This window comes from Nostoc sp. CHAB 5715 (genome assembly GCF_020829685.1).
Classification (GTDB): domain Bacteria; phylum Cyanobacteriota; class Cyanobacteriia; order Cyanobacteriales; family Nostocaceae; genus Nostoc.
This window is the reverse complement of record NZ_JAIVFR010000050.1, coordinates 1-14,452: the sequence shown is the minus strand read 5'-3', so window position 1 is coordinate 14,452 and position 14,452 is coordinate 1. Positions and strand designations below refer to the sequence as shown.

Annotated in this window: 15 protein-coding genes and 2 pseudogenes; 10 read left to right on the top strand and 7 right to left on the bottom strand. The window is 40.8% G+C overall.

What is annotated here, in order from left to right:
* Together LC574_RS04725 and LC574_RS04720 are read left to right on the top strand one after the other, a co-directional pair.
* Positions 1 to 770 (top strand): annotated as a pseudogene (locus LC574_RS04725) (hypothetical protein); the annotation flags it as partial.
* Positions 771 to 779: 9 nt separating this feature from the next.
* Positions 780 to 2,129 carry a DnaB-like helicase C-terminal domain-containing protein gene (locus LC574_RS04720; RefSeq protein ID WP_229451724.1) on the top strand — a complete coding sequence of 450 codons (1,350 nt, stop codon included), beginning with the start codon at positions 780 to 782 and terminating at the stop codon, positions 2,127 to 2,129.
* A gap of 15 nt (positions 2,130 to 2,144) precedes the next feature.
* Here LC574_RS04720 and LC574_RS04715 read toward each other — a convergent pair whose 3' ends face one another.
* Positions 2,145 to 2,549 (bottom strand): hypothetical protein, encoded by a 405-nt coding sequence (locus tag LC574_RS04715; protein WP_229451723.1) that lies wholly within the window; start codon positions 2,547 to 2,549, stop codon positions 2,145 to 2,147.
* Positions 2,550 to 2,600: 51 nt separating this feature from the next.
* Here LC574_RS04715 and LC574_RS04710 point away from each other — a divergent pair, with 51 nt between their 5' ends.
* Positions 2,601 to 2,981 (top strand): hypothetical protein, encoded by a 381-nt coding sequence (locus LC574_RS04710; protein ID WP_229451722.1) that lies wholly within the window; start codon positions 2,601 to 2,603, stop codon positions 2,979 to 2,981.
* Between the two features lie 5 nt (positions 2,982 to 2,986).
* Complete coding sequence (locus LC574_RS04705; protein ID WP_229451721.1) at positions 2,987 to 4,162, top strand: DNA cytosine methyltransferase; 1,176 nt, start codon at positions 2,987 to 2,989, stop codon at positions 4,160 to 4,162.
* Between the two features lie 770 nt (positions 4,163 to 4,932).
* On the opposite strand, the gene LC574_RS04700 is transcribed toward LC574_RS04705, so the two are convergent.
* Together LC574_RS04700 and LC574_RS04695 are read right to left on the bottom strand one after the other, a co-directional pair.
* Positions 4,933 to 5,172, bottom strand: a complete 240-nt coding sequence (locus LC574_RS04700; RefSeq protein WP_229451720.1) for a hypothetical protein — start codon at positions 5,170 to 5,172, stop codon at positions 4,933 to 4,935.
* A 291-nt stretch (positions 5,173 to 5,463) separates the two neighbouring features.
* Positions 5,464 to 5,865 carry a hypothetical protein gene (locus LC574_RS04695; RefSeq protein WP_229451719.1) on the bottom strand — a complete coding sequence of 134 codons (402 nt, stop codon included), beginning with the start codon at positions 5,863 to 5,865 and terminating at the stop codon, positions 5,464 to 5,466.
* 201 nt (positions 5,866 to 6,066) lie between these two features.
* Between LC574_RS04695 and LC574_RS04690 the strand changes: the two genes are divergently transcribed.
* The 4 genes from LC574_RS04690 (at position 6,067) to LC574_RS04675 (ending at position 11,572) form a co-directional block, all read left to right on the top strand.
* Complete coding sequence (locus LC574_RS04690) at positions 6,067 to 8,478, top strand: NACHT domain-containing NTPase (RefSeq protein WP_229451718.1); 2,412 nt, start codon at positions 6,067 to 6,069, stop codon at positions 8,476 to 8,478.
* A 104-nt stretch (positions 8,479 to 8,582) separates the two neighbouring features.
* Positions 8,583 to 9,665 carry an iron-containing redox enzyme family protein gene (locus tag LC574_RS04685; protein ID WP_229451717.1) on the top strand — a complete coding sequence of 361 codons (1,083 nt, stop codon included), beginning with the start codon at positions 8,583 to 8,585 and terminating at the stop codon, positions 9,663 to 9,665.
* Between the two features lie 631 nt (positions 9,666 to 10,296).
* Positions 10,297 to 10,572: a hypothetical protein gene (locus LC574_RS04680; protein WP_229451716.1), complete on the top strand. Its 276-nt coding sequence runs from the start codon at positions 10,297 to 10,299 to the stop codon at positions 10,570 to 10,572.
* 796 nt (positions 10,573 to 11,368) lie between these two features.
* The gene (locus tag LC574_RS04675; protein ID WP_229451715.1) at positions 11,369 to 11,572 is read left to right on the top strand and encodes a CopG family transcriptional regulator; all 204 of its coding nucleotides are present in this window, start codon (positions 11,369 to 11,371) and stop codon (positions 11,570 to 11,572) included.
* Here LC574_RS04675 and LC574_RS04670 read toward each other — a convergent pair.
* The 3 genes and pseudogenes from LC574_RS04670 to LC574_RS04655 all read right to left on the bottom strand — a co-directional run.
* On the bottom strand, positions 11,543 to 12,079 hold the full coding sequence (locus LC574_RS04670; RefSeq protein ID WP_229451714.1) for a hypothetical protein: 537 nt from the start codon (positions 12,077 to 12,079) through the stop codon (positions 11,543 to 11,545). The two genes, LC574_RS04675 and LC574_RS04670, sit on opposite strands and share 30 nt — an antisense overlap.
* Positions 12,080 to 12,116: 37 nt before the next feature.
* Positions 12,117 to 12,272, bottom strand: a complete 156-nt coding sequence (locus tag LC574_RS04660) for a hypothetical protein (protein ID WP_229451713.1) — start codon at positions 12,270 to 12,272, stop codon at positions 12,117 to 12,119.
* 6 nt (positions 12,273 to 12,278) lie between these two features.
* Positions 12,279 to 12,422, bottom strand: a pseudogene (locus tag LC574_RS04655) (DNA polymerase IV); the annotation flags it as partial.
* A gap of 217 nt (positions 12,423 to 12,639) precedes the next feature.
* Between LC574_RS04655 and LC574_RS04650 the strand changes: the two are divergent.
* Positions 12,640 to 13,050, top strand: a complete 411-nt coding sequence (locus LC574_RS04650) for a hypothetical protein (RefSeq protein ID WP_229451712.1) — start codon at positions 12,640 to 12,642, stop codon at positions 13,048 to 13,050.
* A 161-nt stretch (positions 13,051 to 13,211) separates the two neighbouring features.
* A complete protein-coding gene (locus tag LC574_RS04645) occupies positions 13,212 to 13,517 on the top strand; it encodes a hypothetical protein (protein ID WP_179076662.1) in 306 nt (101 codons plus the stop codon).
* A 125-nt stretch (positions 13,518 to 13,642) separates the two neighbouring features.
* Here LC574_RS04645 and LC574_RS04640 read toward each other — a convergent pair whose 3' ends face one another.
* A complete protein-coding gene (locus LC574_RS04640) occupies positions 13,643 to 13,783 on the bottom strand; it encodes a hypothetical protein (RefSeq protein WP_229451711.1) in 141 nt (46 codons plus the stop codon).
* Between the last annotated feature and the right edge of the window lie 669 nt (positions 13,784 to 14,452).

Below are 14,452 nucleotides of genomic sequence, written 5' to 3'. Positions count from 1 at the left end.
AATCCGAACAATCGAATAAGAAGCTGCAACTAACCTGTCCTTACAAGACAGCCCGGAACGTGAAAGAACTGATTGATGCCTGGCTAACAGACCCAACTGCTATGAGTGATGATTCTCTACCATTGCTTGTCAGAGAAACAATCAAGTGGAATTGCTGGGTTTTACCTTGGCGCAATGGAGAGCGAAAGCTAAATAACTTGTACCAGAACTTCAACCCGATAGTCGTGGACTTCCTAGCACAAGAATTAGCAACGAAATCGAAACGCTCCGCACGACAGGAAATAGATCATGCGATCGCAGTAATGAACACCTGGGAGAAAACCAAGGGTGGTTGGACGAACCTGATGCAGCGCTATCAGCAAGCAGTATTGCAAACAGAAAAACAGTCCCCACCTCAACAGCATACTGCTTTGGCTCACAGAGTAAAAAACACCACTGAGCTTGGCGGGGCAAAGGGTAAAGGGGAAGGGGAAAAGGTTTCAAATCCCTTACCCCTTACCTATTCCCCTTTCCCCAACCATCACGCAGCATTTTTGGGTTCGCAGACTAATAGCATCACGCTCGAAGATGCTTTGGCACAAGACCAAATGCGCCGTCAGCAAGAGCAATCCATTCGGGTTCCATCCAATGAGTATCAACACAGCCCACAAATGCTGGAGTTAAAAGCAAAACTTCAAGCCGCAGCTTCTTCCCCAAAAGTTCTGAGCAACACCAGACCATCTTCCATGAATTTGCGAGAAGTTGAAGCGCAGTTAAAATTAGCACGCTAGAGCCTAATTATGCACCCTAATCAAGACAACGTAGTTTCTTTCCATCCTGACAGGTCACTTGACAACTTGCCTCCACAAAATATCGAAGCTGAAGAAGCGATTTTGGGCGGGATTATGCTCGACCCAGAAGCAATAACCAGAGTCAGCGATCGCCTAAGCATTGAAGCCTTTTACATCAGCGCCCACTCATATATTTATCAAGCTGCGACAACGCTTCACGCTCTGTTTCAACCCACAGATTTACTAAGCGTCACCGCATGGTTAGCTGACCACAATTTGCTAAACCGCATTGGTGGCAGGAATAAGTTAGCGACTCTGGTAGACCGCACTGTATCTGCCGTCAATATCGATGCTTTGGCTGATCTGGTGATGGAAAAATACCGACGGCGACAGCTAATCAAAGTGGGCAATGAAATTGTCCAACTCGGTTACGAGACGCAAACTGAACTGCCACTTGTACTATCCCTTGCTGAGGCGAAAGTTTTCGCCGTTACCCAAAATCAAAGCGATGAACGTTGCAAGGTTTTCTCAGCACAAGACATGGGCATTGAACTTTTTCAAAAGCTGGAGATGGGAAACATGGCAGGCGACAAAGTTGGCTGGTACGACTTAGAAAATATCACCGGTGGCATTTATCCCAGTAGCTTAGTTGTAGTGGCTGCTGAATCCCACATGGGGAAAACTCACTTCATGATTTCTTATGCTTACGAAATCATGACCAAACTTGGAAAACCAGTTCTGTATGTAACTCCAGAAATGGATAAGAATCAACTCAATGCCCGAATGCTAGCCCGAATCACAGGCACAGACGCTTCTATGATTCAAACCAATACTCAATGCTATTGGGAGCAAATAGCACAAGGTATAGGGCAGATGGTGGAACTGCCTTGGAAGGTTTACGAGCATTCCTCCCCTACAACCACAATGATTGCTTCTGCGGTGCGCCGTGCTATTGCCGAATTTGGTGGTTCTATTGGTGCTGTGTTTATTGATTACTTGCAGCAGATTCCTTTGGAATCCGGTGGGAACATGGCTCATGAGGTGGGCAAGATTACCCGCCAGATTCGGGATATCGCCAAGTCTCACAAAATCCCTGTTTTCTTGGGCTGTCAAATCAATCGGGGGAATCAAACAACGGCTGATAAACGCCCCAATCGTCATCTATTACGCAACTCTGGCGAAATCTTTGAGGTTTGTGACCAGTTAATCATGCTTTACCGGGATGCTGTTTACACAAAAGACCCAAGCGACCGCACTATTGAGTTGATTGTTGAGAAAAACCGCCTTTACGGTAAGCTCGGCACTGCGACGATGTTATGCGATTTATCTACATCGAAATTTTTGAACTTGGCCAGGTAAAGGGGATGGAGTTAATTAATTCGGCGTACTACTGCCGCCATTTCGGTCACGTAAATACTCCCAAATTCTGCGGATTTCTTCTTGGAAGGTTTGCCGATCGCGCTCTGCTTGGAGTAGAGAAGCCAACAATACTTCTCGATCGCGGTCAGCTTGAATTTCAGTTTCCCTTATGGTTTGACGGTCACGTTCAGCATCTCTTTGAGCAGCGCGTAATCCTTCCTGATGGAGGCGTGCAATGTCAGCCAGTTCCCTAATGGTACGCTCCAACCTTGCAATGGTTTGGGAATTTCCTCGTGTTTCCCGCCTGTTAGCATTCTGTACTGTCCTCAGCAAATCCAGTTCGTCACCTATCTCTTCTAAACGAGTATCAATATTATCAAACCTTGCACTGATATCTTCCGGTGGAAAAGCGTTTGTCATAATCCCTCCTTCCTCTTTCTATTCTCGCAGAAACGAGAAACTACAGACTTTATGAGTACAAGATACCAACAACTCTTCCATAAATGGGCAACTCTTGACCCTGATGAATGTTTATCTACTGAGCGCGATTACAAGTTCAAGCTCCGAATTTTACCAGATGTTGAAAAGTGCAATTCTCTTAGTGCTAGTCGCCTAATTATTACTGACAACTTAGAAACACATTTAGCCAATCGACGTGATCTTACAATTCAATTGTTGAATTTTGTGTTACTGACGATTATTCAACACTGCGCGGCTCGACAGTCCAGTATCAGCTTCAGCTTTACAGAACTTGGAACTATCGCCACAATCTGCAACAGACTGCGTTCACAGCCACATCCGCACCCGGCACTTGCAGCGTTGGATGCTTACGTTCAATTGCTGGAGTTTTAAAACAGATGAAAGCACTTTCAGTCAGGCAACCTTGGGCATGGGCAATTATCTATGCTCTCAAAAATGTTGAAAACCGTGGCTGGCCTATCAATTATCGCGGCGACATTCTGATTCACGCTGCAAAAACCTGTACCAAGAAAGAGTACCAGCTAGCGAGAGAATTTTGCCAAAGCATGGGGGTAGTAATCCCAGAATTAATCTCTCTACGTCGCGGTCAAGTCATCGGTATTGTCACAATAGTAGATTGCAAGTTTTCACAAGTTGCGTCTGGTTGGGGAATGCCTGAGCAATACCATTGGAAGCTGGAGAATCCACGCGAGATTACACCGATTCCTTACATTGGGCGGCTTGCCCTGAGCGTAGCCGAAGGGTTGGGAATTTTTGAAGTACCTGATGAATTGGTCAGGAGTGCGATCGCAAGAGTGAAATCAGTCCTCTCGCTTTTCTCCGGCATCGGCGGACTCTGCCACCACGGAATATCAGCCGCAGGTCTATCCCACAAATTCCGAGTCCAGCAATTTGTCGAAATCTCACCTTATTCTCAATCACAATTGCGCCATGAACAACCAGAAATCCCCATCCATCCAGACATCACCAATTACCACTGCCACCGACGACAGTTCGACATCATCTGCGGCGGATTCCCTTGCCAGGGTACAAGTAACTCAGGAAATAGACTTGGACTTGCCGACTTCAGATCCGCACTCTGGGGAGAACAGTTTAGGATCATCAACCAGTGTAGACCAGCAATCGCTCTCATCGAAAACCCAACAGGGCTGCTCTCTAGAGGAATGGCAACAGTCCTCGAAGACCTTTCCCAAATCCGGTACGTATGTGAATGGGAAACTATACCCGCGTACTGCCTCGGCTTGCCACATGAAAGAGAAAGAGTCTTTATCATTGCCTACGCCGATGGCTTATTCTACCGTCAACAGCCAACCCCCTGGGCAGACCAAATTGGAAATCAGATTACGCAAGTACGGCTCTCTCATGAAGACCGAAGCTATCAACCCGGTATTCGTGAGGTGGCTTCTGGGGTTCCCGTTGGAGTAGCCAAGGGAATCAAGGGTAATTACGATGCCCGTCGTGCTTATGGATTGAGTTGCTCTCCACGGCAAGCTGCGATCGCTTGGAAACGGATTGATTACTTGTGGAGTCTATTGTCCAGTCAGGAGGCATAAGCATGATTAACCTTGTCCACAACTTAGAAGGATAGTTGCTATCTTTCGCCTTCTTCAGATGCGATCGCCCATCGCACGAGCGATCAGCTACGATTTAGAGAGGCAGTGAGTGTGACAATATACCCATAAACACTTGGATACTTGAGTACTGATGCAACCAGCACCCCTTATTGTTCAAAGTCGTCAAACATTAATTTCCCTATCAGCACAAGTGTATAATCTATCAAAATTAGAGTTAGATTATACTAAGTCAGTCTGAATCTTCACTCTCTTCAATTTGGGGTTTTGTAGTCTTACTGGAATTTAGCTGCAACAAACAAGTTATGGATGTAGGAATAATGCCAGTAGCTAAAGGGATATAACTAGAGTCCATAACTGCTAAACCAAGCGGTAGCAATGTAATAGCTACCAAATAAATATTCAAAAAAACTTTATTCATGACGATAATCTAATCCGATACCGCATGGATTACAAATTGAAGGAGGCAGGTATGCTGGAGGAGCTTTGCTCAGTAGGGATTCGATCCCTACTGAGAAAGGAGCCATGCTTGACTGCCGTAAGAAAGGGGAAGTTGAGGCAACAATCGGGGTGTTAAACCCAAGACCCGTCGTCTGTCGCTTTACTGAAACAGATAGCGCCACAAAGAGCGAGTCCGCATACTCCTACAGGGATCTAGCTAGCAAGATCGTCTCTTAGAGAGCGTCGGGCAGTTTTCCTCTCTCTTGAACTATCCACTGACTCCTACCTGACTCGATCATGTCGATAGACAATTAATGAGAAGACTCATAAATGATGGCAACTGCAAATAAGCAGAAGATAAACACTGCGATGCGTCCAAGCCACTCCCATAGGCTTGGAGATAATAGCATTTGAACAATTGTGTCAACTCCAAAAACTTGAGAGATGACATACGCGATCACGAAACCAAACAGACTCAGCAGAAAAAATTTCAGTACCTTACAAGCCGAGTTGAATAAGAAATTACCGTCGTCAGTTAGATGATGTTTCATGGTTTTGCCCTTTTTGAAGAGTGAAATTTGGGATAAATACACCTTCGGTTACAACAAGCTATTGACAAATACAACAGCCCTGTATGTTGTATGTAACTTCCAACAAAAAAGCTGTTCATGTGGGTTTACACTTGAAACAGCATGTGATTAGTATCTAATCCTCAAGGCTAGTTGGATATTAACGAGTAGATATTTAATTGTTAGTAAGTGTCAGCTGTACCAGCTGCTCTAAATGAAGTGTGTAAAAACTAGGAGGACAGAATTTATTTTTCCTTCACCACTCAAAAACTATTAGCGAGTCTTTATTTGCTGCCCTCTATAAAATATTTCGACTTTGCCAATAAATGACCTAGAGTCGGGGAATTCCACTCTAACAATCCCAAAACCACTGATTATTGCCACAACAATAACCCTGGAACGAAAAAAATCAATCGCGCTATTAGGAGGTTGCTGCGACAACAAAGTGGTCATCCCCAAGGGTGATGGGGTAAGACCGTACTCCTTAGCTACATCAATTAGCTCCTCATAAGGACAGGTGATTGAGTGTCTATTCGGAAAAGTAATCCTTTGGTTATCTTTCCCAACTCTTTTGAGAGAAGCATAATACGGGCTTTCTGTCCCAATAAACCTGGGCAGACTGTCTAGACACTCTCTTAGTGAAGGTTGCGGTTGCATAAAGTCATTGTGAGTCATAGGTATACTCCTGCCAGAGCGACTATGACTCGCCCTTTTTGGCTTATACGTACAATAACTTACTAAAATTTATTTTGCAAGGATGTTTACTTATTTTTACTTATTGTCTATTTATTTTGGTTTAAAGCCTTTATATAAAATTGCCATGTTGTTTTATTAAGGCTATAATTGCTAGAATGTATGTACCTAACTGTAACAGCAATGGCAAAACCCTCTTTGAAAGCATCTCCAAAAGGACTCCAGCAAGCACATGAGGCTTTTATCAAGCGAGAATTCACACAAGAGTCTCTAGCTGCTCAACTGGGTTGCAATCGTTCTGTTATCAGTAAGTTTTTTAACGGCGAGAACGTTTGGGAAAAGTACTTTACTACCATTTGTGAAGCGTTAGAAATTGATTACCAAGAGATTGTGTATGGATATTTAGCACCTTCAGCTCAAGATTTAGTTGGAAAGGTGCGGACTCAGGTAAAAGAACTAACCCAAGAGTTGTGCGGAACGATGCGTATATTAGATATGACACAACCGATTGAGTTGAGTCAAATCTATACCGATGTGAATATTTTGGAGAAGCTAACAGCACTCCGACGTACAACAATTGATGAATTACTTAAAGAATGTGGATATGAGAATTTTGACAGATTTGGGTTAGGTAAAGTTGTAGAAAAGCGACTTCTTGGCGTAAAAGCAGTTGAAAAATATAAGAAATTAATTGTACTAGGAAAGCCAGGATCTGGTAAAACTACCTTCTTAAGATATCTAGCAGTTCAGTGCAATCAAGGTATTTTTCAACCTCACCTTGTACCTATTTTTATCCCTCTAAAATATTTTGCTGAAGATCCAACTCAACCTAGTTTATTTGAATATATTAGGCAGCAGTACTCTGGGTGTGATGTAACAGAAGAAGAACTTAGCGAATTATTTAAGCAGGGTTCTGCTCTAATTTTACTGGATGGATTAGATGAAGTTAGTGCCGAATATCAAGAGCATACTTTAAAAGAAGTTAGAAGTTTTTCTCGGATATATTTTGACAATCATTTTGTTATCGCTTGTCGAATTGCGGCATGGGAGTATACCTTTGATAAATTCACAGAAGTAGAGATAGCTGATTTTGATGATAAACAAATAAATGAGTTTGCTAACAATTGGTTCAAAAACAAATCAGGAAAGTCAGAGAAGTTTATTAAGTACCTAAATAAGAATAATCGTGTCTATCAATTAGCCGTCACTCCTTTGTTACTAACTCTTCTATGCTTAGTATTTGAAGAATCTGCTAGTTTAACAAATAATCGTTCGGAAAGTTACCATGAAGGATTAGATGTTTTATTAAAAAAATGGGATGCCAAACGTGGAATTCATCGAGACCAAATTTATCAAAAATTATCACTTCCACGCAAAAAAGATTTACTCCGTCAAATTGCTTACAGTACTTTTGAAAAGGAGAAGTATTTTTTTACCCCATTAGAAGTCAAGCTCATTCTGAAAAAATATATCGAGAAAATATCAAATCTTGATAGTGAGTCAAACATTTCGCAGGGGGATATTGAAGAGCTTTTGAAAGCTATGGAAGCTCAACATGGGATTATAATTGAGCGAGCTAAAGGAATTTATTCATTTTCTCACCTTACTTTTCATGAGTATTTTGTTGCTAAAAGAATTGTTAGCTTAATCCCACAAACATTAGACGAAGAATTACATCACGATGAAGAATTTAAAAATAATGATAAATTTCCAAATTCGGAAGCTGATAACAAATCAATAAGTAATCAAAAATTACAAAAAGATCAAGAAGAATTACATAAGCTAGTTAAACATCTAATAAACCGCAAATGGAGGGAGGTTTTTCTCCTAGTAGCAGAGATATTATCAGATGCTAGCAATCTTTTTAGATTGATGAAGGAGAAAGCTGATCAAATCTTAGAGGGTAAAGATAATCTACAGAAATATCTGAAGCTTGTAAATAAAAAGTCTCAATCGCTACTCCACCTATTTGAGATAAAAGATAATCTAGAAGTAAAGAAATTTTCTGCTGCTATTCGTGCATTTTATTTTGACATTGATTATGACATCGACCCAGATAGACAGCTTTGCTTTTTGTTGGAACCACGAACAAAGTACTTAACTTGCGGTAATTGTTTTACTCGTATACTTAAAGATATTAATAGCTTGGAAGAAGGTATTATTCATGCTAAAAAATATGACGACATGACTGATGAAGCAAGTATAAAAGTAATTAATGCAGCTTCTGCTGATGAAATTATGAAAATTGCTGTTAATTATGGTATAAAATCTCAAAAAATACGGCAAGATAATCGAGAAGAACTAGAGAGGATAATGAGTGATTTTTTTGAAGTAAATAATACTATGCAAGAAAATGAAGAGAGATTAAAGCACGGTGCAGATAAAGTCAGAGAAGTCGCAAGTAAAAAACTATTAGGTGATCAATTGTTAGGAGTTAGTTTTAAAGATTTTAACGAAGAAGATCAACAAAGCCTTAAACATTATTATTATGCAAATAAGCTGCTAATAGACTGTTTACTTCAAACAGATTGCCTTGTTACTTTTCAAGTGCGTGAAGAAATTTTGGAAACATTATTCTTGCCAAAAGTTCTATGAAATTTGTCTATTTTTTGATAGCCGAATTATGTTTTACAATTTTCTTTGATTTCCAAAAACTCTTCCTTAATTTATATTAACCTCAAGAAATTTCTCTAACTTAGATGCTATTAAATTCATCAACTGATCGAGCAATTAACTTAAAACCTTCTTTTATAACTCCTCAATCTCCAGAAAAGGCACGTACATTATTAGAAAGAATTGTCTATCTTCTTTCTAATACTCACCAGATCCTTCCAGAAGCTGAGACAATCCTTAACACCTTATATCGAGATTTGCCAATAATTTTGCATTCAGCATTTACTGATGAAGAATCTGTAGCACTTTTGGAAGTTCATAAAAGTCTTTATAATATCTATGAAGTAAGTCTTAGCCACCCCCTATCACCAATTTGTATACACGAACATAGCCCTTGGCTATTAACAATTCGTAATCAAATTGAAAATGCATGGCTTAATTATGAACTGCCACGCATTCAAAAACAATTACCATCTCCGTCTGAAGCAAAACACCCAAAATTACTTCGTGATTGGTTTGTTCAACAGGCACACACAGAATCGGATCTCGATAAATGCTTGTTAAACTTTTTAAAAAACCAAGCATCTATTGAGCAATTCAATATATTTATACTCTCAGATGCGACTTTAAACTATCGTTTTTGCGATGCCTTAGCTTTAGCACAACTCCACTTTTCAGAGACAGTGAAAGCTGAAATCGTTCATAATATGTGGGATGAATGTGGTCATGGAGTAGCAGAGAAGTCACACGGTAGGCAGTTCACGCAGATGCTTGCTTCTCTTGGTCTAGAGCAACCAACACTCCCCATTTGGGAAGACTGGCGACCCTACGCAGGTCATAACCTGTACTTTTGCTTCGGTTTGAACCGGAGACACTATTTTAAGGGAATTGGAAGTTTAGGAATGCCCGAAATTTTCGACCCAAATCGCAATCGTTCAGTTGTTGCTGGTTTAGAACGCCTATATTCGGATGCACGGGTAAAATGCGAATATTTTTACGACCATATAGAAGTAGATGAGAAACATGGTTTAGGCTGGCTGAACAATGCGATCGTCCCGATCGTTGAAGTAGAACCAGAAGCAGGATTGGAACTGGCTATAGGAGGTGCGCTTCGCATGGAAGTCATGAGGCGCTACAACGAGTATCTGGCAGTCAGGTTAGGGGTATGAGAATCATTGGAACTTTACCGGGTTAAGCTCAAAAGTCTTATTGTGTAAGGATTTTATTGGGGGTTGTAGTTGCTCACTTGGATAATCACCAAATAACTGTCTAGATCATACTGGTTAGAGTCAGGCGATTGCATCAGTTTCGACAATAAGCAACCGCATGGTATTGAACGGGTAATGAGCGGCAGGTGGTGTAATTGCTTTTTTAGGCTGAAGCCGGAGTACTTAGCAGTGGAGAAAGTGCGGCAATTGAGTTTGATTTGAGTCAGTCTTGGAGGGAGCAACGTGATGCAAGTGAGATCGCAGTCTGATTGTCATACCCTTTATTCTTCACTCTCAACCCCATTCACTAGACCACAAGGAAAGGGGAAAATGCTTATCCGAACTTATTGAGAGATATTCAGTATTGACTCTATCACCTATTTGCCGACCAATGGTCGGCAAATATTTTTCGATATGCGAATCAACCGTCATAACTATAGCTAAACGCGATGTCTACGGCGGGCTATTCGGCATCGTACTCTGCTCTTGTCTCTAAAAAGCAATCCGCACCCATACAACTTTCTGGCAAAATGCCTCTGATTCGCTGATAACTTCCTATATTCTGGGATATCCGTTCTTTGTGGAGAGCCAAATGATTCCTATAGATATGAAACGACTCATCAAAAAAACCTCTAACCCAATTCGCAAGAAAACAGAAGTAACCCCACCACCCACTGAACCCATTGAGATGCCTGAGAGCCAAAATATGGCTGAAACAGTGATTGAACCAAATCCACCTGTGTACATTGAAGTATCAAAATCGGACTACATTTCAGAACACTATCGCCCCCTATGCTCTGTGGGTAACTCCGGGTGGCAACCGTCTGATGTATGGCGCGAGTTGAGGGTTGATGATTTCTGTGAGTAAATTAAGCTCTGACTGAATAAAAATTAATATATCATGCTAAATTACCTTCAAAAAAGCCATACAACCTTTACTAGGCAAGAAAAATCAGCATTATTTACTAGTTATTTATGAGGTTTAGCACTGATTCGGGCTTTTGAGCTTTATTGTCGAGTCTAGTTTTGATATAGGAATCGTATTTGATTTTTGAAATTATTTACGTAGGCGGGGAGTGGGGAGTAGGGAGTAGGGAATAAGGAATTAGGCTTTTCGAGTTGTACCGAGCTTTTTCAGAAATCAAATATTAGTCCTATATCTAACTAATAATTTGGCATAACAGCTACTGAAGAACCAAAATTATTAAACCTTAATGCTCCTAGAAAATTTTCTAGCTTGCTTAAGCTTTCGTTAAGTTACAGAGTTAAATATAGTGCTTGAATGAAAGTCTATATCCAGAGTAGTTAGTCAATTTCACCTTTGGGTAAAGAGCAAATGAATATTAGATGCAATTGTATGAAGATAAGGTTTACTAAATTCAATTGGCAATACTTGCTGATTATACGCCTCTTGCAAGGCTCACTTCGATTGCGCTTTGCTTAACAATATTTACCAAAAATACAAGTTCCTTTCAAATGTTCTAAAGTTCATATAAATGATTTATCAGTGAAGTTTTGGGCTACAAGTAAATACTCTGGGGAGGGATGTGCTAAAAATAGTTTTACGGCAAGTATGCTGTGGTTAACATCTATATATTTGTTAAGTATTGCACTTGGCATTTAAAGTCTAGATAATTCATGAAATTTAATTATTAGAGCAAGTCATGAACAAAAAATGGGCTGTCAAACGAATCACAATAAATCTTGCATCAGTTGAAAGCGAAAAACTTGAAAAATATTGTGCAAGTACAGGTAGACCTGCAACTGATGTGATTCGGGAGTTGATTCGCTCTCTGGCAATTACCGAGTTGTCAGCGTCTGAACAGACTACACCTACGCTAAAATATGATGTTCCCATTCTGAAATAATGGCAATTGAATCACTTGGGTTTGTTTGGCATTATCCAGGTTGGACAAGGAAATGCCCAGTAACCTAATACTGCGGTTCTCCAGGTCAATCGACTCAAACAGTGCTTTGGCTATCTCAAAAATCGTAGAGAGTTCACTGATGGGAGCAAGCATTGTCTTACTGCGGGTTATCTGATGATAGTCAGAAAACTTGACTTTCAGAGTTAATGTGCGGCCTTGCGTTTCGTGCTGCTCTAAGCGTTGCTCGACAATTTGGGCAATCTGTTCGAGTTCTTGTAACATCTCATTATGGTCAGTTAAGTCTTTAGCAAATGAGGTTTCTGCACCGATGGACTTACGAACCCGATTCGCCTCAACTGGACGGTCATCTTCTGCTCTGGCAATTTTGTAGTAATAATGACCAGCTTTACCAAAGTGGTATGTTAGCTCCAAGAGCGATGCCTGCGGCAACGTCAGAGACGAACGCTCTTTCAAATCTGCACCACTATGAATGCCGAGTGAGTGCATTTTCGCTGCTGTAACTTCTCCAATACCGTGAAACTTTTCAATCGGCAGCTGTTCTACAAAAGCGTAGACGCTTGCGGCTTGTCGTAGACATCGCTTGCTCTGGTAAAATAACCGTCAGTCCATTCGGCTTATTTTGACCGGATGCCATTTTTGCTAGGAACTTGTTAATCGACACGCCTGCGGTTGCCGTCAACTGAGTTGACTGGAAAATTGCACTTCTGATGTATCTTGCAATCGTAGAAGCATAGGTGATGTTTTGCCTATTCTCAGTAACATCCAGGTATGCTTCATCTAGCGCAACCCCTTCGACTAAATCAGTGTAGCGTTTAAATTGGGCGTGGATTGCTGCGGAAATCTCTCGGTAAACACTATGCCACGAGCAAATTAAATCCTAAACTACAAATCTTATAGTACACTAGCACTAGTCTGGTGATGTTAGTCCCCCACCATTTATTAGAACCCTTTGGTGACAATTCTTTATCCCCCATTAATGCAAAAATAATTGATAACTTTTTAACTTTTTAACTGTCTGTTTGCCCCATCTTCTCAATATCCACAATATGAATATCGACCGATTACATGAACTTAAGCAAAAACTGACGAATGACGCAGACTTGTCCGATATCTGGCTATTTTATATGGATCATTTTGCGGATCAGCCGGAATTTACTGACCTGGGTGAGCCGGCCTATAATGAATATCTAGATGCTGTCCTCCAAAAAACTTGTCAGCAGATGTTTGACAGGGCAATAAAGATTAGTGACTTTTTGCTGATCTACATCGCTCCGTATCATTTATTTCATGGAGCTTTTCAAATTGAAGGGCGTATTGGAGGTGTGATTTATTTCGAGGATATAAAAATTGGGTTACTTGCAGTGTCGGCAGATTATCCCCCTACCGATGCAGTTAAGTATTCACGTTTTACTGAAATGATTCAACTCTCTGCTCCTAATAGCAATGATCGCAATTGAGAGAAGCACAACTTATAGATGTCATCTTATGCTTTTTGCAGGGAGCAAAACTAGTAGTCTAATAGTAAAAGGCTGTTCAGACTGGAGACTGTTGCTAAAATAACGTGCAATTCTATGTCACAACTTTATATAATCCCTAGTAGAGGACTAACGAAAGTAATATGACCGACACGCCTGAGTATTTCCCTAGCAGATTAGACCGACTTGAACAAATAGTATTGGGGCTTGCTGAGAGACAATCCAATACTCAACAGCAATTAGACTCACTTACCGAAAATGTAAATCGTGTATTAGCCAGAAGTGCAATTTTAGATGATGTACTACTTGAGTTACGCGATAGCCACGAAATACATCAACGTAACTTTGAAGAACATCAACGTAATTTTGACGAAAATCAACGCACCACAAACGCAGCACTGCAAAGCCTTGAGGCTATCTTGCTACAGTTGACTCGAAATCATTCTTGAAGCGCGATGGCCTTGCTTCGACCGCCGAAGATGATCGCATGGGGGTAAATTTTGAGCAATTCACTTCACCAAAAGTGATTGTCTCTTGCTACTAATGCTGACCTTGGATCGCATATACGCACTCATTACCGTTCATCCCGTAACCACTCCAACCCCATCCGCAACGCTGCCTCCGCCGTGTAATAAATCTTTTGTTCCCCGAATATCCCACCCGTGCGGCTAATGATACGGAATTCCCAGCAATGCCCTGGCGTGTAAAAAACCATTAGGATACTGCTGTTGACACAGAGTACCGTGTGATTTTACCCCCCGCATGACCAAATTTTGAACCATAGCGTGACCAAAAGTTAACGTAATTTCAAGCTTTTGAGCAAATCTTCAACCTAACTTTATGAATCAAATTATGTCCACGTGTTTTAAATATGAACCATAATGCAACCAAAAGTTTTATTTTCGGATTTGGTAAAAAATGCAGAGCAAGACACACTAATTTCATCGACAAATTTAAACTTTCGGTCAAAATATGATTCAAAACGTCCACAATATGGTTCAAAAACATGTTTAGCCAAAAATTGAGCGATAAGCGCGATCGCATCTCTACTCAGTTTTAAAAGCTCTGTTCGCCGCCTGCGTACAAATGAACTATAAAAGCCTTGTTGCTTGCCGTACTTGATAATTGAAGTTTTTTAACTCAACTTATAATTTTGAACTATATGTTGTCCTAAGTGATTTTGAAGTATGTCGTGACCGTTTGGACAAAATACGGTTCAAGTCACATACCGTGTAAACTTTAACTTGTTGGGACATTTACCCGCATTTCTCACAAACTCAGAGAACCCGGGGGGCAAAAACTGCTAGAATGTATATATAATAAGCACTTCAGCTATTTTGAAATATGACTCGACCCGCAACGCGATCGATACCAAAGGAGTTCA

Bases quoted from the DNA above. Each gene is read 5' to 3' on its own strand.
- LC574_RS04685 (WP_229451717.1), top strand. From the start codon at position 8,583: ATGCTATTAAATTCATCAACTGATCGAGCAATTAACTTAAAACCTTCT.
- LC574_RS04670 (WP_229451714.1), bottom strand. From the start codon at position 12,079: ATGCACTCACTCGGCATTCATAGTGGTGCAGATTTGAAAGAGCGTTCG.
- LC574_RS04700 (WP_229451720.1), bottom strand. From the start codon at position 5,172: ATGAAACATCATCTAACTGACGACGGTAATTTCTTATTCAACTCGGCT.
- LC574_RS04715 (WP_229451723.1), bottom strand. From the start codon at position 2,549: ATGACAAACGCTTTTCCACCGGAAGATATCAGTGCAAGGTTTGATAAT.
- LC574_RS04680 (WP_229451716.1), top strand. From the start codon at position 10,297: ATGATTCCTATAGATATGAAACGACTCATCAAAAAAACCTCTAACCCA.
- LC574_RS04645 (WP_179076662.1), top strand. From the start codon at position 13,212: ATGACCGACACGCCTGAGTATTTCCCTAGCAGATTAGACCGACTTGAA.
- LC574_RS04675 (WP_229451715.1), top strand. From the start codon at position 11,369: ATGAACAAAAAATGGGCTGTCAAACGAATCACAATAAATCTTGCATCA.
- LC574_RS04710 (WP_229451722.1), top strand. From the start codon at position 2,601: ATGAGTACAAGATACCAACAACTCTTCCATAAATGGGCAACTCTTGAC.
- LC574_RS04695 (WP_229451719.1), bottom strand. From the start codon at position 5,865: ATGACTCACAATGACTTTATGCAACCGCAACCTTCACTAAGAGAGTGT.
- LC574_RS04640 (WP_229451711.1), bottom strand. From the start codon at position 13,783: ATGGTTTTTTACACGCCAGGGCATTGCTGGGAATTCCGTATCATTAGC.
- LC574_RS04720 (WP_229451724.1), top strand. From the start codon at position 780: ATGCACCCTAATCAAGACAACGTAGTTTCTTTCCATCCTGACAGGTCA.
- LC574_RS04690 (WP_229451718.1), top strand. From the start codon at position 6,067: ATGGCAAAACCCTCTTTGAAAGCATCTCCAAAAGGACTCCAGCAAGCA.
- LC574_RS04705 (WP_229451721.1), top strand. From the start codon at position 2,987: ATGAAAGCACTTTCAGTCAGGCAACCTTGGGCATGGGCAATTATCTAT.
- LC574_RS04650 (WP_229451712.1), top strand. From the start codon at position 12,640: ATGAATATCGACCGATTACATGAACTTAAGCAAAAACTGACGAATGAC.